At 65.6% G+C, this 24,522-nt stretch carries 21 protein-coding genes; 8 read left to right on the top strand and 13 right to left on the bottom strand.

All coding sequences use genetic code 11. From position 1 onward, the window contains the following. Window positions 1–75: 75 nt before the first annotated feature. The gene (locus GGD66_RS32325; protein ID WP_092253712.1) at window positions 76–1,377 is read right to left on the bottom strand and encodes an MFS transporter; all 1,302 of its coding nucleotides are present in this window, start codon (window positions 1,375–1,377) and stop codon (window positions 76–78) included. Window positions 1,378–1,763: 386 nt separating this feature from the next. On the opposite strand from GGD66_RS32325, the gene GGD66_RS32320 reads away from it, so the two are divergent. Genes GGD66_RS32320 through GGD66_RS32310 form a run of 3 tightly spaced genes read left to right on the top strand, consistent with a single transcriptional unit; the run spans window position 1,764 to window position 5,534 of the window. Further along, a complete protein-coding gene (locus GGD66_RS32320; protein WP_183260496.1) occupies window positions 1,764–2,978 on the top strand; it encodes an ABC transporter substrate-binding protein in 1,215 nt (404 codons plus the stop codon). Window positions 2,979–2,985: 7 nt separating this feature from the next. Next, window positions 2,986–4,719, top strand: a complete 1,734-nt coding sequence (locus GGD66_RS32315) for an FAD-dependent oxidoreductase (protein WP_183260494.1) — start codon at window positions 2,986–2,988, stop codon at window positions 4,717–4,719. A 20-nt stretch (window positions 4,720–4,739) separates the two neighbouring features. Continuing rightward, window positions 4,740–5,534: an IclR family transcriptional regulator gene (locus tag GGD66_RS32310; RefSeq protein ID WP_018318488.1), complete on the top strand. Its 795-nt coding sequence runs from the start codon at window positions 4,740–4,742 to the stop codon at window positions 5,532–5,534. 4 nt (window positions 5,535–5,538) lie between these two features. Here GGD66_RS32310 and GGD66_RS32305 read toward each other — a convergent pair whose 3' ends face one another. Genes GGD66_RS32305 through GGD66_RS32290 form a run of 4 tightly spaced genes read right to left on the bottom strand, consistent with a single transcriptional unit; the run spans window position 5,539 to window position 10,041 of the window. Continuing rightward, on the bottom strand, window positions 5,539–6,318 hold the full coding sequence (locus GGD66_RS32305; protein ID WP_183260492.1) for an SDR family NAD(P)-dependent oxidoreductase: 780 nt from the start codon (window positions 6,316–6,318) through the stop codon (window positions 5,539–5,541). Window positions 6,319–6,357: 39 nt separating this feature from the next. Further along, window positions 6,358–7,101: an aspartate/glutamate racemase family protein gene (locus GGD66_RS32300; protein ID WP_183260490.1), complete on the bottom strand. Its 744-nt coding sequence runs from the start codon at window positions 7,099–7,101 to the stop codon at window positions 6,358–6,360. A gap of 9 nt (window positions 7,102–7,110) precedes the next feature. Further along, a complete protein-coding gene (locus tag GGD66_RS32295) occupies window positions 7,111–8,376 on the bottom strand; it encodes an FAD-binding oxidoreductase (RefSeq protein ID WP_183260488.1) in 1,266 nt (421 codons plus the stop codon). Between the two features lie 3 nt (window positions 8,377–8,379). Beyond that, window positions 8,380–10,041, bottom strand: a complete 1,662-nt coding sequence (locus tag GGD66_RS32290; RefSeq protein ID WP_183260486.1) for a thiamine pyrophosphate-binding protein — start codon at window positions 10,039–10,041, stop codon at window positions 8,380–8,382. Between the two features lie 1,142 nt (window positions 10,042–11,183). On the opposite strand from GGD66_RS32290, the gene GGD66_RS32285 reads away from it, so the two are divergent. Further along, a complete protein-coding gene (locus GGD66_RS32285) occupies window positions 11,184–11,873 on the top strand; it encodes an aspartate/glutamate racemase family protein (RefSeq protein ID WP_183260484.1) in 690 nt (229 codons plus the stop codon). A 33-nt stretch (window positions 11,874–11,906) separates the two neighbouring features. Here the strand turns inward: GGD66_RS32285 and uxuA are convergent, their stop codons facing one another. The 6 genes from uxuA to GGD66_RS32255 form a co-directional block, all read right to left on the bottom strand. Beyond that, window positions 11,907–13,097, bottom strand: a complete 1,191-nt coding sequence (gene uxuA / locus GGD66_RS32280; RefSeq protein ID WP_183260482.1) for a mannonate dehydratase — start codon at window positions 13,095–13,097, stop codon at window positions 11,907–11,909. A gap of 72 nt (window positions 13,098–13,169) precedes the next feature. Next, window positions 13,170–14,219 (bottom strand): L-idonate 5-dehydrogenase, encoded by a 1,050-nt coding sequence (locus GGD66_RS32275; RefSeq protein WP_183260479.1) that lies wholly within the window; start codon window positions 14,217–14,219, stop codon window positions 13,170–13,172. Beyond that, a complete protein-coding gene (locus tag GGD66_RS32270) occupies window positions 14,216–15,622 on the bottom strand; it encodes a TRAP transporter large permease (RefSeq protein ID WP_018318480.1) in 1,407 nt (468 codons plus the stop codon). Before GGD66_RS32270 ends, GGD66_RS32275 begins: the two co-directional genes overlap by 4 nt. Before the next feature lie 4 nt (window positions 15,623–15,626). After that, window positions 15,627–16,205: a TRAP transporter small permease gene (locus GGD66_RS32265; protein ID WP_092253731.1), complete on the bottom strand. Its 579-nt coding sequence runs from the start codon at window positions 16,203–16,205 to the stop codon at window positions 15,627–15,629. A 132-nt stretch (window positions 16,206–16,337) separates the two neighbouring features. Continuing rightward, window positions 16,338–17,303, bottom strand: a complete 966-nt coding sequence (locus GGD66_RS32260) for a sialic acid TRAP transporter substrate-binding protein SiaP (RefSeq protein WP_409362392.1) — start codon at window positions 17,301–17,303, stop codon at window positions 16,338–16,340. Between the two features lie 82 nt (window positions 17,304–17,385). Beyond that, a complete protein-coding gene (locus tag GGD66_RS32255) occupies window positions 17,386–18,198 on the bottom strand; it encodes a FadR/GntR family transcriptional regulator (protein WP_092253733.1) in 813 nt (270 codons plus the stop codon). A gap of 144 nt (window positions 18,199–18,342) precedes the next feature. On the opposite strand from GGD66_RS32255, the gene GGD66_RS32250 reads away from it, so the two are divergent. Both GGD66_RS32250 and GGD66_RS32245 read left to right on the top strand, forming a co-directional pair. Then, complete coding sequence (locus tag GGD66_RS32250) at window positions 18,343–19,827, top strand: mannitol dehydrogenase family protein (protein WP_183260477.1); 1,485 nt, start codon at window positions 18,343–18,345, stop codon at window positions 19,825–19,827. 98 nt (window positions 19,828–19,925) lie between these two features. Continuing rightward, window positions 19,926–20,333 carry a nuclear transport factor 2 family protein gene (locus GGD66_RS32245; RefSeq protein WP_183260675.1) on the top strand — a complete coding sequence of 136 codons (408 nt, stop codon included), beginning with the start codon at window positions 19,926–19,928 and terminating at the stop codon, window positions 20,331–20,333. A 24-nt stretch (window positions 20,334–20,357) separates the two neighbouring features. Here GGD66_RS32245 and GGD66_RS32240 read toward each other — a convergent pair whose 3' ends face one another. Further along, window positions 20,358–21,107: an HAD family hydrolase gene (locus GGD66_RS32240; RefSeq protein WP_183260475.1), complete on the bottom strand. Its 750-nt coding sequence runs from the start codon at window positions 21,105–21,107 to the stop codon at window positions 20,358–20,360. A 146-nt stretch (window positions 21,108–21,253) separates the two neighbouring features. Between GGD66_RS32240 and GGD66_RS32235 the strand changes: the two genes are divergently transcribed. Then, window positions 21,254–22,102, top strand: a complete 849-nt coding sequence (locus tag GGD66_RS32235) for an SDR family oxidoreductase (RefSeq protein ID WP_183260473.1) — start codon at window positions 21,254–21,256, stop codon at window positions 22,100–22,102. A 120-nt stretch (window positions 22,103–22,222) separates the two neighbouring features. Further along, window positions 22,223–23,491 carry a serine hydrolase gene (locus GGD66_RS32230; RefSeq protein ID WP_183260471.1) on the top strand — a complete coding sequence of 423 codons (1,269 nt, stop codon included), beginning with the start codon at window positions 22,223–22,225 and terminating at the stop codon, window positions 23,489–23,491. Window positions 23,492–23,555: 64 nt separating this feature from the next. Here the strand turns inward: GGD66_RS32230 and GGD66_RS32225 are convergent, their stop codons facing one another. After that, complete coding sequence (locus GGD66_RS32225; protein WP_183260469.1) at window positions 23,556–24,443, bottom strand: dienelactone hydrolase family protein; 888 nt, start codon at window positions 24,441–24,443, stop codon at window positions 23,556–23,558. Window positions 24,444–24,522 lie beyond the last annotated feature (79 nt).

The raw sequence follows: 24,522 nt of genomic DNA, 5'->3' as shown, positions 1-24,522 counted from the left end.
AGGGCGTTCTTAGAACCAAACGGTCCGCAGGCCAATGGCCCGGCTGCTGCATCTTGAGTCGCGAGACGATCGACATCAGGATTTCAGCGAACTCCGCGCCGTCTCCGGCGCCATCAGCGTAGCGACGATCGTGATGATGGAGAGGGCGATGATGTAGACGGACACGGCCCAGTACGAGCCGGCCCACGCCAGCAGCGCAGTCGCAATCAGCGGCGAGAAGCCGCCGCTCAGCGCCGCCGCGACATTGGCCCCGAGCGAGGCTCCGCTGTAGCGCACCTGGGTGCGGAACAACTCCGGCATGAACGCGGCCTTCGGCCCGAATAGCAGTGCATGGGTCAGCGTCATCGTGACGACGAGCGCCAGCGTGATCAGCGCCGGCTCCTTCGTATCGAGGAACCAGAACAACGGAAACGCCAGCGCCACCGAGAACACGCCGCCGGCAAGGTATAGAGCCTTGCGGCCGAAGATGTCGGACAGCCAGCCGGCGAGCGGCAACGTCGCGAACTCGACGAGGGCGGCATAGACCACGGCATCCAGGATCACCTGGCGCGGCAGCCCGAGCTTCGTCGTGGCATAGACCACGGTGAAGACGGTGAGGAGATAAGCAAGCCCAACCTCCGACACCGTGATGCCGATCGCCAGCAGAAAGCTGCGCCAGTCGCGGCGGAGCACTTCCAGCACCGGCTGCGCCAGCACCTCCTTGCGCTCGACCACTTCCTTGAAGTGCGGCGTCTCCGCGAGCTTGAGCCGCACGATGAAGCCGACACCGACGAGCAGGATGCTGATCAGGAACGGCACGCGCCAGCCCCAGCTCAGGAAATCGGCTTCGGGCAGCTTGGTCATCAGGCCGAAAATGCCGGTCGAAGCGGCAACGCCGACGGGAAAGCCGATCTGCACCAGGCTGCCATAGAAGCCGCGGCGATTGCCGGCATGCTCGATCACCATGACGACCGCGCCGCTCCATTCGCCGCCCAGGCCGATGCCCTGGACGAAGCGCAGCACGATGAGCAGGATCGGCGCCCACACGCCGATCTGGCTGTAGGTCGGCAGGCAGCCGATCAGGAAGGTGCCGAGCCCCATCGCGATCATGGTCGCGACCAGCATGGTCTTGCGGCCGAGCCGGTCGCCGTAGTGGCCGATGATGGCGCCGCCGATCGGCCGCGCCACGAAACCGACCGCATAGGTCGAGAACGCCGCCAGCGTGCCGACGAAGGGATCGAAGCTCGGGAAGAACAGCTTGTTGAAGACCAGCGCCGCCGCCGTGCCGTAGATCAGGAAGTCGTACCATTCGATGGCGGTGCCGAGCGCGCTCGCCCACACCACATGCGCCGTCGTCGATTTCTCCGCCGCCGCGGAGACTCCCGTTGCTGCCGTCATGCCCTGCCCCAGAGATTCCCGCGAGCATCATGGCCAATCGTGCCGAGGGTTGCAACCTGCAGGGGTGATGGCTCTCACAGGATAACAACGCGGGATTTTGTTCGCAGCTTTCGCAACATCCGTCATTGCGAGGAGCTCTTGCGACGAAGCAATCCAGGCTGCCTCCGGGAGAGAGTCTGGATTGCTTCCGCCTTCGCCAAGGCTTCGGCGGACAAGTCGCTGCGCTCGCAATCACAGGCGCTGAAGCAGCGGTGCCCCCTGTCGTCCCACCCGCCGAGAGGAACTCATCTCGACGTCGAATTCACCATTGACAAACTTGTTTGCATATATCTAATTTATCTCAAGAACAGCCGCGCCATGCGGCCAATAAGAGAGAGGAAACAACGATGAGAGGGCTTCTGGCCTGCGCCATGCTCGCGGCCATGACTTCGGCAGCCATGACCACAGTCGCCACCGCGCAAGTCTCCGACGACGCGGTGCGGATCGGCGTGCTGACGGATCTGTCGAGCTGGGGCCGCGACAACTCAGGGCCGGGCTCGGTCGAGGCCGCGAAGATGGCGGTGGAGGAATTCGGGCCGACCGTGCTCGGCAAGCCGATCGAGATCATCAGCGCCGATCACCAGATGAAGACCGACGTCGGCGTGCAGATCGTGCGCGGCTGGTTCGACAACGGCAAGGTCGACGCCGTCGTCGACATCCCCAATTCCGGCATCGCGATCGCCGTCCACAACATGGTGCGCGAGCGGGGCAAGGTCGCGCTGCTTTCCGGCCCCGGCGCAAGCTCGCTGACCGACGAGCTGTGCAGCCCGAACACCGTGCACTTCACCTACGATACCTACGCGCTGTCGAAGGTGACGGCCTCCGCCGTGATCAAGGAGGGTGGTAAGTCCTGGTACTTCATCACCGCGGACTACGCCTTCGGCCAGCAGCTCGAGAAGGACGCCACGCGCTTCGTCAACGAGATGGGCGGAAAGGTCCTGGGCGGCGTCAAGCATCCGACCAACACCGCGGACTTCTCCTCCTTCGCGCTCCAGGCGCAAAGCTCGAAATCCGACGTCGTCGCTTTCGCCAATGCCGGCCAGGACACCGACAACGCGATCAAGCAGTCCGGCGAGTTCGGCCTCGTCCAGGGCGGCCAGAAGCTCGTCGGCCTCCTGATGTTCGACACCGACGTGCACGCGATCGGCCTCAAGGCCGCGCAGGGCACCTACATGACCACGGCCTCGTACTGGGCCATGGACGAGGCAACGCGCGCCTGGTCGAAGAAGTTCTACGAGCGCACCAAGGTGATGCCGACCATGATCCAGACCGGCGTCTACGGCTCGGTGCTGCACTATCTGAAGGCCATCAAGGCGGCCGGCACCGACGATTCCGCCAAGGTGATGACCAAGATGCGCGAGCTGCCGATCGAGGATACATTCGTCCATGGCGGCAAGTTGCGCGAGGACGGCCGTGTCATCCGCGACATGTATCTCGCCAAGGTGAAGACGCCCGAGCAGTCGAAGGAGCCGTGGGACTATCTGGACATCGTCAAGACCGTGAAGGGCGAGGACGCCTTCCGCCCGGTCTCCGAGTCCAAATGTCCGCTCCTGAAGAAGTGAGGCCAAGATGACTGGCAGCGAGCACAGCGCAATTGAGACTTACGAGTGCGACGTGCTCGTGGCCGGATCTGGCTGCTCCGGCATGTCGGCCGCGATCACCGCGCGCCATCGCGGCCTCGACGTGCTGATCGTCGAGAAGGAGCCGCGCTTTGGCGGCACCACCGCCCGCTCCGGCGGCTGGCTCTGGATTCCCGGCACCTCGCTGGCAAAGGCCTACGGCATCGCCGAGACGCCGGAGCAGGCCCGCACCTATTTGCGGCACGAGGCCGGCAACAATTACGACGCGGCACGCGTCGATGCATTTCTCTCGGCCGGTCCCGAGGCCGTCGATTTCTTCACCACCAAGACCGCGCTCCGCTTCGACATGCCGCTGGTGTTTCCCGACTACCACGCCGAAGCACCCGGCGGCGCACAAGGCGGTCGCTCCATGGTGACGCGCCCGTTCGACGGCCGCGATCTCGGCGACCTCATCAAGTCGCTGGGCATGCCGCTCCCCGAGCTCACCGTGTTCGGCATGATGCTGGGAAGTGGCAAGGAGATCATCCACTTCATGCGCGTGACCAAGTCGCTGACTTCCGCGGTCTATGTCGCCAAGCGCTTGTCGCGTCACCTGATGGACGTCCTGCGCTACGGCCGCGGCATGACGTTGACCAACGGCAATGCGCTCGCAGGGCGGCTGGCGAAATCCGCCCAGGATCTGAACATTCCGATGTGGCTGTCCTCGCCCGTGCGCGAGCTGACGGTCGAGAACGGCGCGGTCACCGGCGCGATCGTGTCGCGCGAGGGACGCGAGGTGCGCGTGCTCGCGCGCCAGGGCGTCGTGCTGGCCTGCGGCGGCTTCCCGCATGATGTGGAGCGGCGCAAGAAGATGTTTCCGCACGCGCCGACCGGCAACGAGCATTTCTCGCCGGGGCCATCAGGCAATACCGGCGATGGACTGCGTCTTGCGGAGCGCGCCGGCGGACATATCGAGGACCGGCTGCCGAACGCGGCGGCCTGGGTGCCGGTGTCGCTGACCACGCGCAAGGACGGTTCCAAGGGCGTGATGCCGCACTTCATCGACCGCGCCAAGCCCGGCGTGATCGCGGTGATGCGCGACGGCAAGCGCTTTGCCAATGAGGGCAATTCCTATCACGACTTCGTCCAGGCCATGATCAAGGCCGCCAAGCCCGGCGAGGAGATCGCCGCCTTCCTGGTCTGCGATCACCCAACGCTGCGCAAATACGGCCTCGGCTGCGTGCCGCCGTTCCCGATGCCGCTGGGTCATCACCTCAATACCGGCTATCTCATGCGCGGCGACACGCTGGAGGCGCTGGCGGCGAAGGCCGGCATCGACGCCAAGGCATTCGCCGAGACGGTCAAGCAGTTCAATGCCACCGCGCCGCAAGGCCATGACGCCGCCTTCGGCAAGGGCTCGAAGGCCTATAATCGCTACCAGGGTGACGCGATGCACGGCCCCAACCCCTGCGTCGCGCCGATCGAGAACGGGCCTTTCTACGCCATCAAGATGGTGATCGGCGATCTCGGCACCTATGCCGGCATCGTCACCGACGCGAACGCGCGGGCGCTCGATGCCGAGGGCCGGGTCATTCCCGGGCTCTATGCCGCCGGCAACGACATGGCGAGCATCATGGGCGGCAATTACCCCGGGGCCGGCATCACGCTTGGGCCGGCGCTGACCTTCGGCTACATTGCCGGGCGTCATCTCGCCGACAGCGCCGCCAAGCGCGACGCGGCGTAAGCCAAGCGCATCGGAGGCGCATGAAGAGGGAAAGCCGCGGCATCCAGTCCATCGAGGTCGGCGGAGAATTGCTCCGCGCGCTCGCAAGGTGCGGCGAGCCGATGATGCTGCGCGATCTCGCGCGCGAGGCCGGCATGTCGCCGGCCAAGGCGCACCCTTATCTCGCCAGCTTCTCCCGCATCGGGCTGATCGAGCAGGACGAGACCACCGGCCGCTACGAGATCGGCGCGCTGGCGCTGGAACTCGGCCTGATCAGCCTGCGCCGCCTCTCCGGCGTGCGCATCGCAAGGCCGAAGATCGCCGCGCTCGCGAGCCAGATCGGACATGCGGTCTCACTCGCAGTCTGGGGCACGTACGGCCCGACCGTCGTCCAGCTCGAAGAGCCGGCCCAGCCGGTCCACATCGTGATGCGCGCGGGCTCGGTGATGGCGCTGCTGGAGACGGCCACCGGCCGCGCCTTTGCGGCGTTCCTGCCGGAGAAGACCATCAACGCCGCACTGGAGAGCGGCCTCGATCGTCATGGCGTCGGTTACAATCCGAAGCGCACCGTGAAGGGCGCCAAGGTCGCCGAGATGCTGACGGAGGTCCGCAAGCACGGTCTCGCCCGCGCGCTCGGCGATCCCCTACCCGGCGTCAATGCATTCTCGGCTCCCGTGTTCGATCATTCCGGCCATGTCGCGCTGGTCATCACGGCGATGGGACCCGAAGGCACGTTCGATGCGCGCTGGGACAGCCCGATCGCGCATGCGTTGCGGGATTGTGCCGGCGGCATCTCGAAGCGGCTCGGCTACGGGATGACGGTCGCGGCGGAGTGAGGGCCTACTTCTCCTTCACCGGCACCGTGTAGTTCAGGACCAGCCTTCCGCCGTCCGGATAGATCGTCTGCCCGGTAATGTAGGACGCATCGTCGCTCGCCAGGAACGCGACGACGGAGGCCACCTCGCTCGGCTCGCCGCCGCGGCCGGCCGGCGTGCGTGACATCACGGTTTTGCGCGCGTCCTCCGAGGTGTAGATCGACGACGCCACCATGTCGGTCAAAATCGTGCCCGGTCCGACCGCGACGACGCGGATGTTGTGCGGGGCGAGCGCGACGGCGGCGACCGAGGTCAGCTGCTTCATGCCGCCCTTGGACATCGCGTAGGTCGCCAGCGCCGGGATCGCCAGCAGCGCGTTCACCGAGGACATGTTGATGATGACCCCGCCGCCGCCTTGCGCGATCATTTGCTTCGCCGCCGCCTGGACGCCGAAGAACGCGCCCTTCAAATTGATGCCGATGATCTCGTCGAATTCCTCCTCGGATATCTCCAGGATGTCCCGGTTGCGGGCGACGCCGGCATTGTTGACCATGATGTCGAGCCGGCCGAATTCCTTCACGGCGGTGGCGACGAGCTGGTCGACGTCGGCGCGCCTGGCGACATTGCCGACGATTGTGCGCAAGGCCTCCGGACGTCCGAGCTCGGCCGCCGTCGCGGCGAGGCCCTCGGCATCGACGTCCGAGATCACGACCTTGACGCCGTCATCCAAAAATCTCTTCGCGCAGGCCTTGCCGATGCCGCGTGCGGCGCCGGTGATGGCGGCGACCTTGCCGGATAACTTCATGGGCTCGCTCCAGGACTTGTGACGATCTCACGGACGCGTTCACGCAAAGACGCGCGGGCGCAGTCCGGCGTGAAACCAGGTGATCATGGAATAGATGTCGTAGACCGGCAACCCGACCTCGGCCTGCAACGCTGCCGCATAAGGCGGCATGTTGGTGCATTCGAGCACGATCGCGCCGACATCGGGATTTTTGGCGACAAGCTCCTTGCCGGCCTCGACCACGTCACGCTCGGCCTGCGCGATGTCCATATCGTCCTTCTCGGCCTTGATCAGGACGCGGAAGAATTCCTTGCCGTTCTCGGTGCCGACCAGCGGCGTGTCGAGCGGCACGCCGGCGCCCTCGAGATGAGCCGGCGTCAAGGTCGAGCCCGACACCGTGACGAGGCCGACGCGCTTGCCCGGCGGCAAGGTCGCCTGCACCCACGGCACCTGCATCAGCGACGAGGTCGCTACGGGAACGCCGACCGCGGCCGCGATCTCCTTCTGGAACAGCGAGAGGAAGCCGCAATTGGTAGTGATGGCCTCGGCGCCGAGCCGCACCAGATCCTTGGCGGCATCGATGAAGTCGGGCAGCAGGCCCGCCGCGCTCTTCAGCACCACCTTCTCCGGCGAAGCCCCGCTCACCACGCGATAGAGCACGGGGAATGGCCAGGTCGTGCCGTTGCCCATGTCGCCGGGAATGCGGGGGAAGCGCGCTTCCAGCATCAAGATGCCGAGCGGCGCGCCATAGATGGCCTTGCCGCCACGGGCGATGCGGGAGAACGAATTGGCTGAATGGGTCATGCTGCGACCTCAGAGGAAACGTTCGGGCGCAAACGGCGCCAGCGGAATCTCGGGCGGCTTGCCGCTGAGCAACTGCGCGACGAGCCGTCCGGTACGGGCCGAGCCGACCAGCCCGACGTGGCCGTGGCCGAAGGCATAGACGATGTCACGCGAGGCGCGCGCATAGCCGATGCAGGGACGTCCATCCGGCATGCTCGGCCGATGGCCGAACCAAGTTTTGATGCGCGAGGCCGGAATGTCTTTCGGCAGTTTTGGAAACATGCTGACAAGGTGGTTGAGCAGGATTTCGGCGCGCTTCCAGTTCGGCGCGGCCTGAAGGCCGGCGATCTCGACCGTGCCGGCGGCGCGCAGGCCCTTGTCGGTCCAGTTCACCACCATCTTGGCGTCGGATGCCATCATCGAGCTGCGCGGACCTGACTCCGGGTTCTCTATCATGACATGGTAGCCGCGTTCGGTCTCGAGCGGCAAGGGATCGCCGATCGATGCGGTGAGCTGTTTTGATCGGGCTCCGGCCGCAACGACGGCAGCATCGCAGGCGATCTCGCCGGTCTCGGTGAGGACAGCGACGAGCTTGTCGCCGTTCAGCCTCAAGCCAGTCGCCTTGGCGCGCACATGCTTGGCGCCGCTCGCCAGCGCGTGGTTGGCAAGCGCCGCAACATAAGCGCCGGGATCGCGGCAGCGTCCGGCCTCCTCCACCACCACGCCAAAGGTGTAGCGCGGATGCAGATCGGGCTCGCGCTGGCGCATCTCGTCGGCGTTGAGCTCCATCCATTCGACGCCGACCTTCTTGCGCAGGCGCCAGCCGAGATCATTGTCGAAATTGCCGCGCGACGGAAACACATGCATCACGCCATTGCGCTCGATCAGCTCGGGCACGCCGGCCTCCTCCGCCAGCTTCCGGTGCAGCAGGGGCGCGTCCTTCAACAGGTCGCGCAGCGCAAAGGCCGTTGTCTCGACCCGCGCCTCGGTCCAGCCCGAGAGCAGATATTTGATCAGCCAGGGCAGCGCGTTCGGCAAATACGACCAGCGGATCGCGAGCGGCCCGAGCGGGTCCATCAGATAGCCCGGCACCTTTTTCCAGATGCCCGGCTCCGCCGGCGGGATCACCGAATGCGACGACAGCCAGCCGGCATTGCCATAGCTCGCCGCCTGTTCGCCGCCTGGCTCGCCCGGATCGATCAGCGTGACGCGATGGCCCTCGCGCAGCGCCTCGATGGCGCTGATGACACCGACCGCGCCGGCTCCGATGATCGCAACGTGGCGACCGGTCGTCATCGCTTACGCCTTCACCGCGGGCGCAAAGTCCTTGCCGACCGAGATCGCGCGCGGGTCGATGATGCAGTGGAGGATCGACGGCTTGCCCGAGGCCAGCGCACGCTCGAACGCGGGCGCGAACTCTTCGGTGCGCTCGACGCGCTCGCCATGGCCGCCAAACGCCTTCGCATACATCGCGAAATCCGGATTCTTGAGCTGGGTGCCGACCACGCGGCCGGGATAGTCACGTTCCTGATGCATGCGGATCGTGCCGTATTGCGAATTGTCGACGACGATCACGACCAGCGGCGCGTCATACTGCACGGCGGTCGCGAATTCCTGACCGTTCATCAGGAAGCAGCCGTCACCGGCAAAGGCGACGACGGTGCGATCCGGATATTGCCGCTTGGCGAGAACCGCGGCCGGCACGCCGTAGCCCATCGAGCCCGAGGTCGGCGCCAGCTGCGCGGCAAAGCTGTGGAAGCGATGATGGCGATGGATCCAGCCGGCATAATTGCCGGCACCGTTGCAGACGATGGCGTCCTTCGGCAGCCGGTCGCGCAGCCAGGTCATGACCTGGCCGTACTGGAACGTGCCCGGCAGCTCGCGTGCCTTCTCGGTCCAGGCGAGATAATCGGCATGCGCCTTGGCGGCCTCGCCCTTCCAGGCCACCGCGCCTGAAGGCTTCAGCGTCTCGACGGCGGCGGCGAACGCGGCGGGCGTCGCCTGGATCGCGAGCGCCGGCTGATAGACGCGGCCGAGCTCTTCGGAGCCCGGATGCACATGGATCAGCTTCTGCTGCGGGGTCGGAATATCGAGCAGCGTGTAGGACGAGGACGGCATCTCCGACATGCGGCCGCCGACGAGGAGCACGACATCGGCGTTGTCGATGCGCGCCTTCAGCCCCGGACTCGGTCCGATGCCGAGATCGCCGGCATAATGCGAATGGTCGGCATCGATCAGCGAGGCCCGGCGGAACGAGGTCGCGACAGGGAGGTCGAAGCGCTCGGCAAAGCGGGCGATGCTCCTGGTCGCCTCATCCGTCCAGCGTGAGCCGCCGAGGATGACGAGCGGCGCCTTGGCGCTCGCGAGCATCGCGCCGAGCTTCTCGATATCCGCTGGCCCGGGCCAGCTCACGGCAGGCTCGATGCGCATGGCATCGGCAACGGCGGCGGTCTCGGTCAGCATGTTCTCCGGTAGCGAGATCACGACGGGACCGGGGCGGCCCTGCATGGCGACGCGGAAGGCGCGCGCCACCAGCTCCGGAATGCGATCGGGACGATCGATCTCGACCGCCCACTTCGCCATGGTGCCGAACACCGCCTTGTAGTCCAGCTCCTGGAACGCCTCGCGCTCGCGCATGCCGGTGTCGACCTGGCCGACGAACAGGATCATCGGCGTCGAATCCTGCATCGCAATGTGGACGCCGTGGCTGGCATTGGTGGCGCCGGGGCCGCGGGTGACGAAGCAGATGCCGGGCCGGCCCGTGAGCTTGCCATAGGCCTCCGCCATCATCGCCGCGCCGCCTTCGGCACGGCAGATCATGACGTCGATCGGGCTGTCATGCAGCGCATCGAGCGCGGCCAGATAGCTCTCGCCCGGCACGCAGGTGACGCGCTCGACGCCCTGGGCCACGAGCTGATCGATCAGGATCTGGCCCCCGGTGCGGGTGTTGCGGATGGTCATGACGGCTCCCTCAAGGCTCTTGCGATGCGCTATTATTCGGAGACTGCGTAGGACAGGCCGAGAGGGCGCGCAAGATCGAAAGGCTTCTCGCAGCCTGCGCAGACGTCATGCCCGTCGGTGCCGTTTGCACGACGCCTGTTCGTCGGGCTTGGTGCAGGGATTGCGGTTGGCACGTCATTGCGAGGAGCCCGCGACAAAATTGCGTAGCAATTTTGCGCTGGTGCGACGAAGCAATCCAGTGCCGTAGGGTGGGCAAAGGCGGACTTGCGCCGTGCCCACGATCTCCCTCCATAAGCAACAAGAGCGTGGGCACGCTGCGCTTTGCCCACCCTACGATATCGGTTGTGACTCGCAGACATGCCTCCACCTTCTCGCGGCGCTTCCGCCCGAGTTTTGCGCTCCGCTTCACGCCCTCTCCGAAGAAAAAGGGCGCAGGGAAGGCCGGGTGCCGGCTGGCACCCGCAAGACCCCCGTGCGAAGACATTGCACACGCAATGCACGAGGGAGACACAGGGCAGCCGATCATCCGGCCTTCCCTGCGCGATGTTTGACGGCCTATGGCGCGCTCTCCCCGGAGACGAGTTCCTGCTTGCCTCCGTCACCCCGCGGATTGGCGGCGCGCTTCGCCCGGTCGGGCTCGGCGCACCTCCGCAAGGCTTGGCTGTAGCAACGACAGCCAGGACCACGCGATTTGGCCGTACGCTTCAAGCGCCGTTCGTCCGCACGCCGCCGGGACCTCACGGGGTTCTCCCGCCCTGCTCCCGCCTCTCGTGCACGACGCTGCCGCGTCCACCGCTCCCCGATCCGCGGCTCGTGACGACGTACGACCGCCCCTTTCGCCGGATCAGGATGGCCGACACATACGCCGAAACCGAATTTCGGTAAAGTGGAATATTTTTGCACTTCTGGATTGACAGAGGGCGACACAGGACGATGGCGTAGCCCGGATGGAGCGCCAGCGTAATCCGGGACGGTGTGAGATGCCGGGCGAAGGCCCCGGATTACGCTAACGCTCCATCCGGGCTACGAGCGCTGAAATAATTAGGCCTGACGGTGCATCAAGCCGCAATCAAGCGATGGCTACCGCGCTTCGACGTCTTCGTTTACGATCCGGACGAAACCAAATCGTCGAGGACACCGGAATGCAAACCATCGGCCTGATCGGGGGCATGAGCTGGGAGAGCACGGCGCTCTACTACAAGCTCATCAATGAGCGGGTCCGCGACCGCATCGGCAAGCTGCATTCAGCTCCGCTGTTGCTGTATTCCTACGATTTCGAGGAGATCAAGCAGATGCAATACGCGGGTCGCTGGAGCGAGGCGGCGGCCAGCCTGGCGGAGGTCGCGCGGCGCCTTGAGGGCGCCGGCGCGCGGGCGATCGTGCTGTGCACGAACACGATGCACAAGCTGGCGCCCGACATCATCTCCAGCGTGACCGTTCCGTTCATCCATCTTGGCGACGCGACGGCCAAGCGGATCCGGGCGAAAGGATATCGGCGGGTCGGGCTGCTTGGCACCAAGTTCACGATGGAGGAGGACTTCTACATCGACCGGCTGCGCGCGCATGATCTCGACGTGCTGGTTCCTCCCACTGAGGCCCGCGCCGACGTGAACCGCATCATTTACGAGGAGCTGTGCCTCGGCATCGTCGCCGATCCCTCGCGCCGCCGCTATCAGGAGGTGATGGCAGCACTGGTCGCCGCCGGCGCCGAGTGCATCATCCTCGGCTGCACCGAGATCACGATGCTGGTCGGCCCTGACGACACATCAGTGGAGACGTTCGACACGACGGCCATTCACGCCGAGACGGCGGCGGATTTCGCCATCGGGTGATGCGATGTCGGCCGTCGCCGAGCCCCGCCTCTATCACCGATGCTCGATCGCGCGAATCGCGCCGCGAAGCTCGGCGAGACCGCGCAGGCGGCCGATCGCGGTGTAGCCGGGATTGGTGCGCTTGGTCGCCGCGAGATCGTCGAGCATGCGGTGACCATGGTCGGGACGGAACACGATCTGCTTGTCGGGCGAACGCTTGGCGTTCTCCTTGAGCAGCGCCTTGAGCACCGCGACCATGTCGACGTCACCGTCGAGATGATCGGACTCGTAGAACGACAGCCCGTCGGCCTCGCGCTTGGTGGCGCGGAGATGGGCGAACGCAATACGCGGGCCGAAGCGTTCGGCCATTTCAGGCAGATTGTTTTCGGCGCGCACGCCGAGCGAGCCCGTGCACAGGCAGATGCCGTTGGCCCTGGACGGCACGGCGTCGAACAGCGCCTGGTAGTCGTCGGCGCTCGAGGCAATACGCGGCAGGCCGAACAGCGGCCGCGGCGGGTCGTCCGGGTGCAGGGTCAAGGACACCCCGAGCTGCTCGGCCACCGGCGTCACGCGCCCGAGGAATTCGGCGAGATGCTGCCGCAGGATCTTTGGCGTGATGTCGCGATAGGTCTCCAGCCGATCGCGGAATTGCGGGATGGTCATCGGCTCGGTGGTCGAGCCGGGCAGCGCGCTGGCGATCACCATGACGAGATAGTCGATATCGGCCTGGCTCATCTGCTCGAACAGCGCTTTCGCACGCGCCTGCTGCTCGGGCGAATAGTCCTGCACGGCCGCAGGGCGCTTGAGGATATGCAGCTCGAAGGCGGCAAAGCGGTCCTGGTCGAAGCGCATGGCGCGGGCGCCGTTCGGCAGCTCCCATTCCAGATCGGTGCGGCACCAATCGACCACCGGCATGAAATTGTAGCAGATGATCTTGATGCCGGAAGCCGCGACGGCTTCGAGGCTCGCGATCCAGGCCTCGATCGACTTGTTCGCCTTGCCGCCGAGCCGCTTGACGTCGTCTGGGATCGGAATCGATTCCACCACCGACCAGGTCAGCTGCGAGCGGCCGGGCTGGCCGCGCTCGATGAAGTTCTTGCGCTCCTCCACCGCCTTGCGCGTCCAGGCTTCGCCAATCGGCACCTGATGCAGCGCCGAGACGATATCGCTCGCCCCGGCCTGCCTGACATCGTCGAGCGAGACAGGATCGTCGGGCCCGTACCAGCGCCAGCCTTCGAGCATCATGCGCAATCTCCTAAAGCGTTTTCGAGCGAAGTGGGTATCGGTTCGCGTGAAGAAAACGCGTCAAAACAAGAGTCAATTCGCGGTCAGCACGACCTTGACGCTCTGCGAGCGGTCGAGCGCCAGCCTGAGCGCATCCGGCGCGGTCGACAGCGGACGCTCGGCGGTGACCAGCGACAGCACGTCGACGCTGCCATTGGAGATCAGTTCCACCGCGGTTGAGAATTCGAAGCCGAAGCGGAACGAGCCGCGCAGGTCGATCTCCTTCGCCATCACCGCATTCGACGGCGTCGGAATCTGGCCGCCCGGCAGATTGCCGATCTGCACCACGATGCCGCCGCGCCTGACGATGCCGATGGCGCTCGCAAGGCCCGCGGCCGTTCCCGAGACCTCGAACGCGACGTCGTAGGGACGCGACGCGGCCTGCGCCTTCAGGCCCTCTTCCCCGGCCGACACGTTCTCGACATGCGAAGCACCGAGCTTGGTCGCGAAGGCCAGCGGGGCCGGCGCGATGTCGGCCACCGTGATATCGGCCATGCCGGCGCGGTGGGCGGCGAGCATGGTCAGAAGCCCGATCGGGCCGGCACCAAAGATGATGCCGCGCTTGCCCTCGATATTGCCGGCACGCGCGACCGCGTGCAGGCAGACCGAAAGCGGCTCGGCCAGCGCCGCAGCCTGGTAGGAGACGTGATCGGGAATCTTCACGCACTGCGCGGGAACCGCATCGAAGTAATTGGCAAAGCCGCCCTGCATGTGCGGCGTCTTCGAGGCCGAGCCCATGAAGTAGATGTTCTCACACAGGTTCGGCCGGCCCTCGCGGCAGGCGACGCAATGGCCGCACCAGCGCGAGGGATTGACGGCGACGCGGTCGCCGACCTTCAGGTTCGCAGCCGCGCCGGATATCTCCACGACCTCACCCGAGATCTCGTGGCCGAGCACCAGCGGCGACTTCACCACGAAATCGCCGGTCCGGGCATGGCGGAAATAGTGCATGTCCGAACCGCAGATGCCGCCGGCGCCGAAGCGAATGCGCACCATGCCGTCTGCGAGCTTGTCGAGCGGATGCTCGACCATGCGCAGATCTTCGGGACCGAACAGGGTAGCGGCGAGAGCAACGGAGGTCATTTGGAGAGTCCCATGTATTTTGGCAGCCAGAGGGTCAGTTCGGGAATGTAGGTGATCGCGATCAGCGCGAGCATCAGCGGCACCAGCCAGGGCAGGATCGCGACCGTGGTGCGCTCGACCGAGAGCTTGGCGACGCGGGCGAGCACGAACAGCACCATGCCGAGCGGCGGATGCAGCAGGCCGATCATCAGGTTCAGCGTCATGATCAGGCCGAAATGGATCGGGTCGATGCCGAGCTTGAGCACGATCGGCAGCAGGATCGGCACCAGGATGGTGATCGCCGCCGTGGTGTCGATGAAGCAGCCGACGAAGAGGATCAAGACGTTGGCGAGCGCCAAAAACACCCATTTGTTGTGGGTGACGCTGAGCATCCAGTCCGACAGCGTCTGCGCCGCCTGCGACACCGTCAGCAGCCAGGCGAAGATCGAGGCTGCCGTGACGATGAACAGCACCGAGGCCGTGGTCTCGATGGTGTCGAACGTCGCCTTCGCCACCGTCTGCAGCGTCATGGTGCGGTAGCGGACGAGGCCGAGGAACAGCGACCAGATTACGGCCGCGACCGCGGCCTCCGTCGGCGTGAACCAGCCGAGCGTCATGCCGCCGATCAGGATCACCGGCGCCATCAGCGCCATCACCGCCGAGAAGTCGAAGTACCAGTCGATTGCCAGCAACGTGCCGAGGCCGATCACCACGGCGACGTTGACCGAGAGGCCGGCCAGCACCATCAGCCAGATCGCCATCGGGAAAGACAGCACGATGAGGATTTCGAGGCCGGCCGAGCCGAGCTGCGGCCAGGAGAACGGCGTGTCGCTGCCCCATTTGTTCTTGTGCGCGAAATAGGTGACCGTCGCCATCATGAACAGCGTCAGCACGACGCCCGGGATGACGCCGCCCAAGAACAGCGCGCCGATCGAGACGTTGGCCATCATGCCGTAGATCACGAAGGGCAGCGACGGCGGGATGATCGGGCCGAGCGTCGCCGAGGCCGCGGTGACGCCGACCGAGAACTCGGTGGAATAGCCGTGATCCTTCATCGCCTTGATCTCGATGGTGCCGAGACCGGCGGCGTCCGCGATCGCGGTCCCGGACATGCCGGAGAAGATCACCGAGCCGATGATGTTGACGTGGCCGAGGCCGCCGCGCATCCAGCCGACCAGGGCGACGGCGAATTTGTAGATGCGGCCGGTGACGCCGGCGATGTTCATGAGGTTGCCGGCCAGGATGAAGAACGGCACCGCGAGCAGCGGAAAGCTCTCGACGCCGGCGATCATGCGCTGAGCCAGCGTGACGTCGGGCGTCACGCCGCTGACCAGGATGTAGAGCAGCGACGACGCGGCCATGGCGATCGCCACGGGAACGCCGAGCAGCATCAGGATGAGAAAGCCTCCGAGCAGCAGCAGCATGATGTCAAATCTCCGATCCGTCGTAGGCGCCGGGTCGTTCGAGGACCGAGTAGCCTTGCCGCCAGTGTTGCAGCGCCGCCTGCACCGAGCGCAGGAACATCAGTACGAAGCCGAGCAGCACGGCGTAATAGACGTAGTTCTTGGGAAAATTGATCGTCGTCATCTGCTCGTCGCCGATGATCTGGATGTAAGTCCAGACCAGCTTGGTGGCGTAGCCGAAGAAGGCGATCCGGATCAGGTCGATCAACGTCGACAGAGCGCGCGCCACGAGATGTGGCAGATAGCGGTAGACGAGATCGACCTGGATGTGCCGAGACAGCCGCACGCACATCGAGGCGCCGATGAAGACGACGCCGATCAGGCAATAGGTCGCGATCTCCTCGGTCCAGGCGTAGCTGTCGTTGAGCACGTAGCGGGTGAAGAACTGGAGGAAGACGGCGAGCGCCATCACCCAGAAGATCGCGAGCGCCACCCAGTCCTCGAACGCGTAGATGCCGAGGTCGACCTTCGGCGTCGCCTCCTCCTCGAAGGTATGGGCGATCTCGTCCGCGGTGATCTGCCGGTGTATTTCGGCGGTGGACATGGGTTACCTCTCTCCAAATCGTCGTTCCGGGGCGACGCGTCCGCGTCGAACCCGGAACCTCGAGATTCTCAGGTGCGCAATTGCGCACCGTAGTTCGGTCCTACGGACCGCCCCGGGATGACGACTACGTCGTCACTTCACCGCCTGGATCTTTTCCCAGTCGGCCTTGCGATAGCCGAAGGTCTCGAACGCGACGTTCTTCAGCACGGTGTCGCGGAACTCGTTCTTGTCGACCTCGGTCACGCTCAGGCCCTTCTCCTTGAAGAAGGCGACCAACTTGGCCTCGTTCTGCTTGATCTCCGCGGTCGCCTTGGCGGCGGCTTCCTGGGCGACGTCGGTGAAGATCTTCTTGTCCTCGTCGGAGAGCTTCTTCCACAGCGCGCCCGCAACCACCGTGTTGAGGTGATCGACGATGTGGCCGGTCAGCACGATGTGCTTCTGTACCTCGTAGAACTTCTTGGCCTCGATCGTGGTCAGCGGGTTTTCCTGCGCCTCGACGGTGCCGTTCTGGAGCGCGAGGTAGACTTCGGCGAAGGCGATCGGCGCAGTGTTGGCGCCGCAGGCGCGCGGCATCGCGAGATAGGCCGGCACGTCCGGCACGCGCATCTTCAGGCCCTTCATGTCGGCGCAGGTCTTGATCGGCTTGTTCGACGAGGTCTGGCGCACGCCGTAATAGGTCACCGCGACGATGTGGTGGCCGCTCTTGTCCTCATAGCCCTTGGCGAGCTCCTTGAAGATGTCGCTCTTGGTGTAGGCGAGCAGATGATCGGCGTCGCGGAAGGTGTAGGGATAATAGGTCACGCCGATCGGCGGGAAGCTCTTGGCCGCGAAGCTCGAGCCGGAGATGATGATGTCGACCGAGCCGAGCGAGAGGCCCTGGTTGATGTCGGCTTCCTTGCCGAGCTGAGAGGCCGGATAGACGTCGATCGCATAGCGCCCGTTGGTGCGCTTGCCGATCTCCTGCGCGGCCCAGACCGAGGCAGTGTGGAACGGCTCCGAGGTCTCGTAGACATGGGCCCATTTGAGCTTGGTCTGCGCCACACTGGCCTGGGTGGCAGCCAATAGCGTGGCGGCGGACATCACTGCTGCAATCGTCATTTTCTTCAACATCGACTTTTCCTCCATCGTTCAAGTCTGCTTCTTGTTCGCCCGCCCCGGCACGGATGCGGGCCGTACAATCTCATCGCTGCCGCGCGCTGCCGCTCTTGGCCCGCTTCTTCGGTGGTCGCTTTGGCACCGCCGGCTTCGCCGGGGATCGGACGGTGCGGCTCCGCCCCGAAGATGATCCCGCCGCTTTCTCGGCGCCGAAATTCTGCGCGAAGCGCTCCTGCGACCGCGCCAGATGCGCGCGCATCGCATCGCGCGCGGCTTGCGGATCATGCGCCGCGATCGCCTCGCGCACGGCGCGATGCTCGTCGAGCGCGGTACGCCAGGTGCCCGGGCTTTCGAAATAATGCGCGAGCTGCGCGAAATAGGGATTGAGGCGCTGGTCGAACAGCTCGCCGACCACGCGCACCAGAACGGCATTGCCGAGGCTGCCGGCGATCGCGACGTGAAACGCGCGGTCATGCACCATCGAGGCCTCGCCGGGATGCTCGACGTTCTCCATCGCGATGAGCGAGGCGTCGATGCGGGCGATGTCGTCCCTGGTCGCGACGCGCGCGGCCTGTTCGGCGATGGCGCTTTCGAGGAATTCGCGGGCGCGCAGCAGCTCGAACGGCCCCTCGATGACGGACGCGGCCGCGGGCGCGGCGATTGCGGCGGGCTCGATCACATAGATGCCGGAGCCGACGCGGATGCGCAGGCGGCCCTCGACCTCGAGCGCAATCAAGGCTTCGCGCACGGTCGGCCGGGACACCCTAAGCTGCTCGGCGAGCTCGCGCTCGGTCGGCAAGCGGCTGCCGACCGCGTACTCGCCGCTGTCGATCAGGCTTCGCAATTGATCGGCGACCTGGCGATAAAGCCGTCTCGCCTCCACAGCTTCCAGCGGCACGCTGGTCCTCCCGAAAGGGTCGCGCGGGGCACTCGAAATGCCCGCGGCCCGCCAATTTTGGAAAATTGGTCTTACCAATTGACCGGAGCATTGACCTGATACGGGCGCCATGTCAAGCAGCGGCAAAGCAAAGGGGAGACGTCCATGCGCCCAGGTTCAATGCGCCTTGGCCGCGCCAATCTCGACCGGCTGGCAGCTGGCGTTCGCCGCCCGGCCTACGACAGGTCGCGCATCACGCCCGGCATCGTGCATCTCGGCCTCGGCGCGTTTCATCGCGCGCATCAGGCCGTCGTCATCGACGATTGTCTTGCCGCAGGAGCCGCGTCCTGGGGCATCGTCGGCGCCAGCCTGCGCAGCCCGGATACGCGCGACGCCCTCGCCCCGCAGGATCATCTCTACACCGTTGCCGTGCGCGCCGCCGAAGGCACCGAGCACCGCGTCATCGGTGCGCTACTCGACAGCGTCGTCGCACGCGAAAGCCCGGCAGCGTTGGTCGAGCGGATGGTCGATCCCGCCATTCGCATCGTCTCGCTGACGGTCACCGAAAAGGGCTATTGCCACACGCCGCAGACCGGCGATCTCGACGAACGGCATCCTGACATCATGCATGATCTCAACAATTTCGACGCGCCGCGCTCGGCGCCCGGCTTCATCGTCGCTGCGCTGGCGCGGCGGCGCGCGCTGGGGGCCCCGCCGTTCACCGTGCTGTGCTGCGACAATCTCGCCGCCAACGGCCACACCGTGCAGCGGATCGTGACGCAGTTCGCCGCGCTCCGCTCCAGGGAACTCGGCAAGTGGATCGTGGACAATGCCGCTTTCCCCTCGACCATGGTCGACCGTATCGTTCCGGAGACGAATGATGCCGACCGCGATGCGGTCGCGAACGCACTCGGCATGCGCGATGCCTGGCCTGTGATGACCGAGCCGTTCACGCAATGGGTGGTCGAGGATCGTTTCACCGCGGGCCGGCCCGATCTTGCTGCAGCGGGCGTCGAGCTCGTCGCCGACGTCAAGCCGTTCGAGCTGATGAAGCTGCGGTTGCTCAACGCCAGCCATTCGGCGCTGGCTTATCTCGGCTATCTCGCAGGCTATGAGACCATCGCCGACACCATGCAGGATCGGCATTTTGCGCAGCTCGCCGCACAGGTGATGGAGGAGGCCGCGGTGACACTGACGATGCCTGCGGGCACTGACCTTGCCGCCTATCGCGCCTCGCTGCTGAAGCGCTTTGCCAATCCGGCGCTGCATCACCGCACCTGGCAGATCGCGATGGACGGCTCGCAAAAGCTGCCGCAGCGGCTGCTCGGCGCGATGCAGGATCGCCTCGCGAGGCTCCTGCCGATCGCAACGCATGCGCTCGCGGTGGCCGGCTGGATGCGCTATGTCAGCGGCCTCGACGAGCAGGGTCGCGCCATCGACGTGCGCGATCCCCTTGCCGCCGAATTCGCCGCGCTGGCGCGCGAGGCGGGGCCTGTTGCCGAGCGGCTCGCACCTGCGCTGCTCGGGGTTCAGAAGGTGTTCGGGCCGCTGGGCACTGATCCGCGCCTGCGCGAGGCCGTGACCACGGCGCTCGGCCGTCTTTACAAGGAAGGTGCGCGGCGGGCCGTGGAGACGCTCGTCTCGGCCTGACCACTGAGCGGGCAATGCTGCACTGCGGTCTAAATCGGACACAAGGTCGAACGGAAGTCGCGCTTGATTTTTGCCTGACCTTGCCCCACCCGAGAGCGATGGCAAAGGACAGCAAGATCATCGCCGCCAACGCGGCCTTTTACGCCGCGTTTTCGAGCGGCGACTTCGACGGCATGGAACGGATGTGGGCGGACGACGACGGGATCTCCTGCATCCATCCCGGTTGGCCGGCCATCATCGGGCGCGCGACGGTGATCGGAAGCTGGCGCGACATCCTGCAAAGCCCGGAGCGGCCGCAGATCGTCTGCGCCGAGCCGCAGGTCATCGTCGACGGCGACAGCGCCCGCGTGCTCTGCATCGAGATCGTCGACGGCACCGCCCTGGCCGCCGCGAACCATTTTCGCCGCGTCGGGGACGAGTGGCGCCTGGTGCACCATCAGTCGAGCCCGATCGCGCAGATTGTCGAGCAGGCTGAAGATGATAGAGCGAGCCACCGGGTCCACTGAAGGTGGCGAACACGGGGGCGTGATTTACTGTGCATGGGGTTGTTTTTCAGTTTCTGGTTTGGCGGCCCCGAGTTCCGACAGGTCATCCAGCACGGCCCGCGCCGCGGAAAAATCATCATCCGCAAAGAACATGCTCCGCGTGATCAGAACCGGAATGCCGGCGCGTGAGGCCGCCATCAGCCCGTTGGCGGAATCCTCTATTGCCACGCATTCGGCCGCGCCGAGCTGCAGCCGCGCCAGCGTTTCCAGATAGACGTCCGGTGCCGGCTTCTTGTGCCTGACATCGTCACCGGCGACGATGGCGTCGAACTCGGCAGCCCAGTTCGCCCCCAGCGCCTGCGACAGCAGCGCATCGATGTTGCCGTGCGAGGTCGTGGTCGCAATCGCCAGCCGCTGGCCGCGCGCCTTCGCCGCAGCGAGCAGCTCCGTCACGCCCGGCCTTAAGGGACAGCAACCGGTCTCGACCAACTCGGCGTAATGCGCGGTCTTGATGTGGTGAAGCGCGGCGATGTCCTCGTCCGACAACGGCGGGACGTTCCGCAGCCTTCCGTGGTAAGCGCGCATGCGCTCCTTGCCGCCGGTCACCCGCAGCAGGTCCTTGTAGAGAGCGCGGTGCCACTGCCAGTCGAGACCGTGGCGCGCGAAGGCATGGTTGAAGGCCTGCCGATGCAGATCCTCGGTCTCGGCCAGGGTGCCGTCGACGTCGAAGATCAGCGCGGCCGCGCGCCGGATCAGCGCATCCGCCGGGGCGAAAGCGAGCGCCTCTGCCTGCATGATCGATGCCTCCCTGTGACAGGCGAACATCGCCCGAGCCAGAAGGCGAGACAAATCGCAATATCTTTTGCCGGACCCAAAAATCTCTTATGAGCAAACGACGCGCGACGGCGCGGACGGGAACTTTCGACCTGCACGGGAGACGCATGCGGCTCTTCATCCTTGGCCTCGGCTACAGTGCCCGGCATTTCGCCCGCAAACATGGCGGCAGCTTCTCGCATATCGCCGGCACCGTGCGCGATCCCGCGCAGCGGAACGGCCTTGCCGACATCGAGGTCCACGCCTTCTCCGGCGAGCCCCTCGCACGCGAGACGATCGAGCAGGTCCGCGATGCCGACGTCCTTGTGGTGTCGATCCCGCCCGGTAGCGGCGGCGATCCCGCCATCACGGCGTTCGGCGACGTGTTGGCGGCGGGCCGCCGCAAGATCGTCTATCTCTCCACCATCGGCGTCTACGGCGATCACGGCGGCGGCTGGGTCGACGAGAGTACCCCGCCGCAGGCAACGCTTGACCGCGCCCGCATGCGGGTAGCGGCCGAGCAGGCCTGGATGGACATTGCGCACGGCGATGCCGCGATCCTGCGGCTTGCGGGCATCTACGGCCCCGGCCGCAACGCGTTGGCGACATTGCGAGCGGGAACGGCGCGTCGCATCATCAAGCCCGGCCAGGTCTTCAACCGCATCCACGTCGACGACATCGCGAGCGCGATCATGGCCGCGATTCAGCACAAGGCCGGCGGGACCTGGAACGTCTGCGACGACGAGCCGGCACCGCCGCAGAACGTGATCGCCTATGCGGCGAAACTGATGGGCGTTGCGCCGCCGCCGGAAGAGGCGTTTGCCACCGCCGAGATGTCGGCGATGGCGCGCAGCTTCTATGCCAGCAGCGCCCGCGTCTCCAATGCGAGACTAAAGCGCGAGCTCGGCGTCACGCTTGTCCACCCGACCTATCGGCACGGCCTCGATGCGCTGTGGCACGCAGGCGAAGCACGATAGGGTTCCGGCGTCCCGGCGCGTCCCAGACATGCTTTGCCCGCGCTTGACTTCGCGCCGGTGCAGTCGTGATCTAGGCGTGCAACGAGCCGCTCACACAACGAGCTCGTGCGGGAGGACATAATGAACAAGACGATCGCCATGATCGCGGCGGCGGCTGCCGTCATCACATTCGGCACGGCCATCGCCGCGCCGCTGCCCGAAGCCAAACCCGACGATGTCGGCTTCTCCAGTCAGGGCCTTGCGCGCCTCGACAATTTCTTCGCCCGCGAGATCGCCGCCAAGCGCGTCCCCGGCGCGGTGGTCGCCATCGCGCGCGACGGCAAGCTCGTGCACTACAAGGCTTACGGCATGCTCGATCCGGACAAGGGCACACCGATGCCGATCGATGCGATCTTCGCGCTGGCCTCGATGACCAAGCCGATGGCCGCGGTCGCGGGCCTGACGCTGATGGAGCAGGGTCGGCTGCCCCTCCAGGCCAAGCTGTCCGATTACTATCCCGGCTTTGCCGACATGAAGGTCGGCGTGAGCCAGGCGGACGCTTCGCTCAAGCTCGAGCCGCAGGCTTCGCCGATCTTCATCCACGATCTCTACCGGCATACGTCCGGATTGATGTATGGCGGCCGTCCCGACAGTTCGAGCCCGGTGGCGCGGCAATATCCCGACGGCATCGCGCCGGCGATCGATGGCGACACGCAGGCCTTCATCGACCGCATCACCAAGCTGCCGCTGGCGCATCAGCCCTCGACCGAGTTCGAATACGGTTTTTCGATCGACGTGCTCGGCGCCGTCGTCGAGAAGGTGAGCGAGCAGAAGCTCGGCGAGTATCTCGCCGCCAATGTCTGGCAGCCGCTCGGCATGAAGGACGCGACCTTTCATCCGACCGACGCGCAGCGCCCTCGCCTCGCCCGCCCGTTTGCCAACGATCCGCTGACGGGCAAGCCGCAGGCGATCAAGCTGCTCGACGCCCCGACCAAGTTCGACTGCGGCGGCGCCTGCTCGTTTGCGACGGTCGGCGACTACGCCCGCTTCGGGCAGATGCTGCTCAACGGCGGCGAGCTCGATGGCCAGCGGATCCTCGGTCCGAAGACCGTGCATCACATGACGACCAACCATCTTGGCCCCGAGATCAAGAACAACGTGGCCAATGTCGAGCCGCATCGCGGCGGCTTCGGCTTCGGCCTTTCGGTCGCGGTTCGCACCAGCGAAGGACTGTCTTCGGTCCCCGGCAATCCCGGCGAGTTCACCTGGAACGGCGCCTACGGAACGCAGTTCTTCTGCGACCCGAAGGAGCGTCTCGTCGTCGTGGTGGGAACGGCTGCGCCCGGCGAGCTCAGGAAGTATTATCGCGAGCAGGTTCAGGACATCGTCTATGGTGCGATGGTGAAGTGAGATCGGCACGCACTGAACGAAAAAGGGCGGCCGATCGGGCCGCCCTTTTGTTTTGACCCAGCGCTCAGCTCAACACGCCGTACTTCTTGAACCAGGCCTGCGCCTGCTTCCAGGCATCTTCCGCGGCGTCCTTGCGATAGCTGCCGCGGTAGTCGGCATGGAAGCCGTGCGGCGCTTCGGGGTAGATCTTGAACTCGGCCGTCTTTTTGCTCTGCTCGAGCGCGGCCTTCATCTGCTCGACCTGGGCGACGGGAATGCCGGTATCGGCGCCACCATAAAGGCCGAGCACCGGCGCCTTCATCTCGGGGGCGAGCTGCATCGGGCTCTTCGGCAACAGCGGATTTTCGGGGTCGACCAAGGTGCCATAGAAGGCGACGCCGGCCTTGAGCGCGCCGCTGTGGGCGGCATATTCCCAGACCGTGCGACCGCCCCGGCAGAAGCCGATGATGCCGAGCTTGACCGTGTCACCGCCCTGCGATCCTGCCCATGCCACCGTCGCGTCGAGATCGGACATGAGCTCCGCGTCCGGCTTGGCATTGACCACCGGCAACAGATCCTTGACCTCGGCGACCTTGGTCAGATCGATGCCTTTGCGGAAGTAATAGTCAGGCGCGATTGCGAACGCACCAAGCTTGGCGAGGCGCCGCGTCACGTCCTTGATGTATTCGTGCAGGCCGAAGATCTCCATCGCCACGATGATCACCGGCGCCTTGGTATTGCCGGCAGGACGGGCGAAATAGACGGGCATCTCTTCGGAGCCGACCTTGATCCTGGCGTCACCGACCTGAAGACCATTGGCGTCGGTCGTGATCGCCTCGGCGCGCACGGGCCCGGCCGCAAGCGTGTAGCCGGCGGCGACGGCCGCGGTGGCGCTCATGAATCCGCGGCGCGAAACCGGGGCGGCTTTCGTCAACCCGACGACGTCGGATGTCATGGTGGTTTCGAAGCTCATCGGTCTATCCCTTGCTGCCTGTACTGATGCCCCGGGGGCGACGCATTCGCCAATAGTTGCCGGCGAGATGCAAATCACC

Origin of the sequence: Bradyrhizobium sp. CIR48, from assembly GCF_014198315.1 — a bacterium.
Taxonomy (GTDB): domain Bacteria; phylum Pseudomonadota; class Alphaproteobacteria; order Rhizobiales; family Xanthobacteraceae; genus Bradyrhizobium.
The sequence above is the reverse complement of the archived record's forward strand: the minus strand, read 5'-3'. Positions and strand labels throughout refer to the sequence as shown.

Excerpts from the sequence above, each read along its gene's own strand:
- GGD66_RS32230 (WP_183260471.1), top strand. The coding sequence starts at position 22,223 with ATGAACAAGACGATCGCCATGATCGCGGCGGCGGCTGCCGTCATCACA.
- GGD66_RS32305 (WP_183260492.1), bottom strand. The coding sequence starts at position 6,318 with ATGAAGTTATCCGGCAAGGTCGCCGCCATCACCGGCGCCGCACGCGGC.
- GGD66_RS32250 (WP_183260477.1), top strand. The coding sequence starts at position 18,343 with ATGCGCCCAGGTTCAATGCGCCTTGGCCGCGCCAATCTCGACCGGCTG.
- GGD66_RS32295 (WP_183260488.1), bottom strand. The coding sequence starts at position 8,376 with ATGACGACCGGTCGCCACGTTGCGATCATCGGAGCCGGCGCGGTCGGT.
- GGD66_RS32235 (WP_183260473.1), top strand. The coding sequence starts at position 21,254 with ATGCGGCTCTTCATCCTTGGCCTCGGCTACAGTGCCCGGCATTTCGCC.
- GGD66_RS32265 (WP_092253731.1), bottom strand. The coding sequence starts at position 16,205 with ATGTCCACCGCCGAAATACACCGGCAGATCACCGCGGACGAGATCGCC.
- GGD66_RS32240 (WP_183260475.1), bottom strand. The coding sequence starts at position 21,107 with ATGCAGGCAGAGGCGCTCGCTTTCGCCCCGGCGGATGCGCTGATCCGG.
- GGD66_RS32315 (WP_183260494.1), top strand. The coding sequence starts at position 2,986 with ATGACTGGCAGCGAGCACAGCGCAATTGAGACTTACGAGTGCGACGTG.
- GGD66_RS32260 (WP_409362392.1), bottom strand. The coding sequence starts at position 17,303 with ATGACGATTGCAGCAGTGATGTCCGCCGCCACGCTATTGGCTGCCACC.
- uxuA (WP_183260482.1), bottom strand. The coding sequence starts at position 13,097 with ATGATGCTCGAAGGCTGGCGCTGGTACGGGCCCGACGATCCTGTCTCG.
- GGD66_RS32310 (WP_018318488.1), top strand. The coding sequence starts at position 4,740 with ATGAAGAGGGAAAGCCGCGGCATCCAGTCCATCGAGGTCGGCGGAGAA.
- GGD66_RS32285 (WP_183260484.1), top strand. The coding sequence starts at position 11,184 with ATGCAAACCATCGGCCTGATCGGGGGCATGAGCTGGGAGAGCACGGCG.
- GGD66_RS32325 (WP_092253712.1), bottom strand. The coding sequence starts at position 1,377 with ATGACGGCAGCAACGGGAGTCTCCGCGGCGGCGGAGAAATCGACGACG.
- GGD66_RS32245 (WP_183260675.1), top strand. The coding sequence starts at position 19,926 with ATGGCAAAGGACAGCAAGATCATCGCCGCCAACGCGGCCTTTTACGCC.
- GGD66_RS32300 (WP_183260490.1), bottom strand. The coding sequence starts at position 7,101 with ATGACCCATTCAGCCAATTCGTTCTCCCGCATCGCCCGTGGCGGCAAG.
- GGD66_RS32225 (WP_183260469.1), bottom strand. The coding sequence starts at position 24,443 with ATGAGCTTCGAAACCACCATGACATCCGACGTCGTCGGGTTGACGAAA.
- GGD66_RS32275 (WP_183260479.1), bottom strand. The coding sequence starts at position 14,219 with ATGACCTCCGTTGCTCTCGCCGCTACCCTGTTCGGTCCCGAAGATCTG.
- GGD66_RS32290 (WP_183260486.1), bottom strand. The coding sequence starts at position 10,041 with ATGACCATCCGCAACACCCGCACCGGGGGCCAGATCCTGATCGATCAG.
- GGD66_RS32270 (WP_018318480.1), bottom strand. The coding sequence starts at position 15,622 with ATGCTGCTGCTGCTCGGAGGCTTTCTCATCCTGATGCTGCTCGGCGTT.
- GGD66_RS32320 (WP_183260496.1), top strand. The coding sequence starts at position 1,764 with ATGAGAGGGCTTCTGGCCTGCGCCATGCTCGCGGCCATGACTTCGGCA.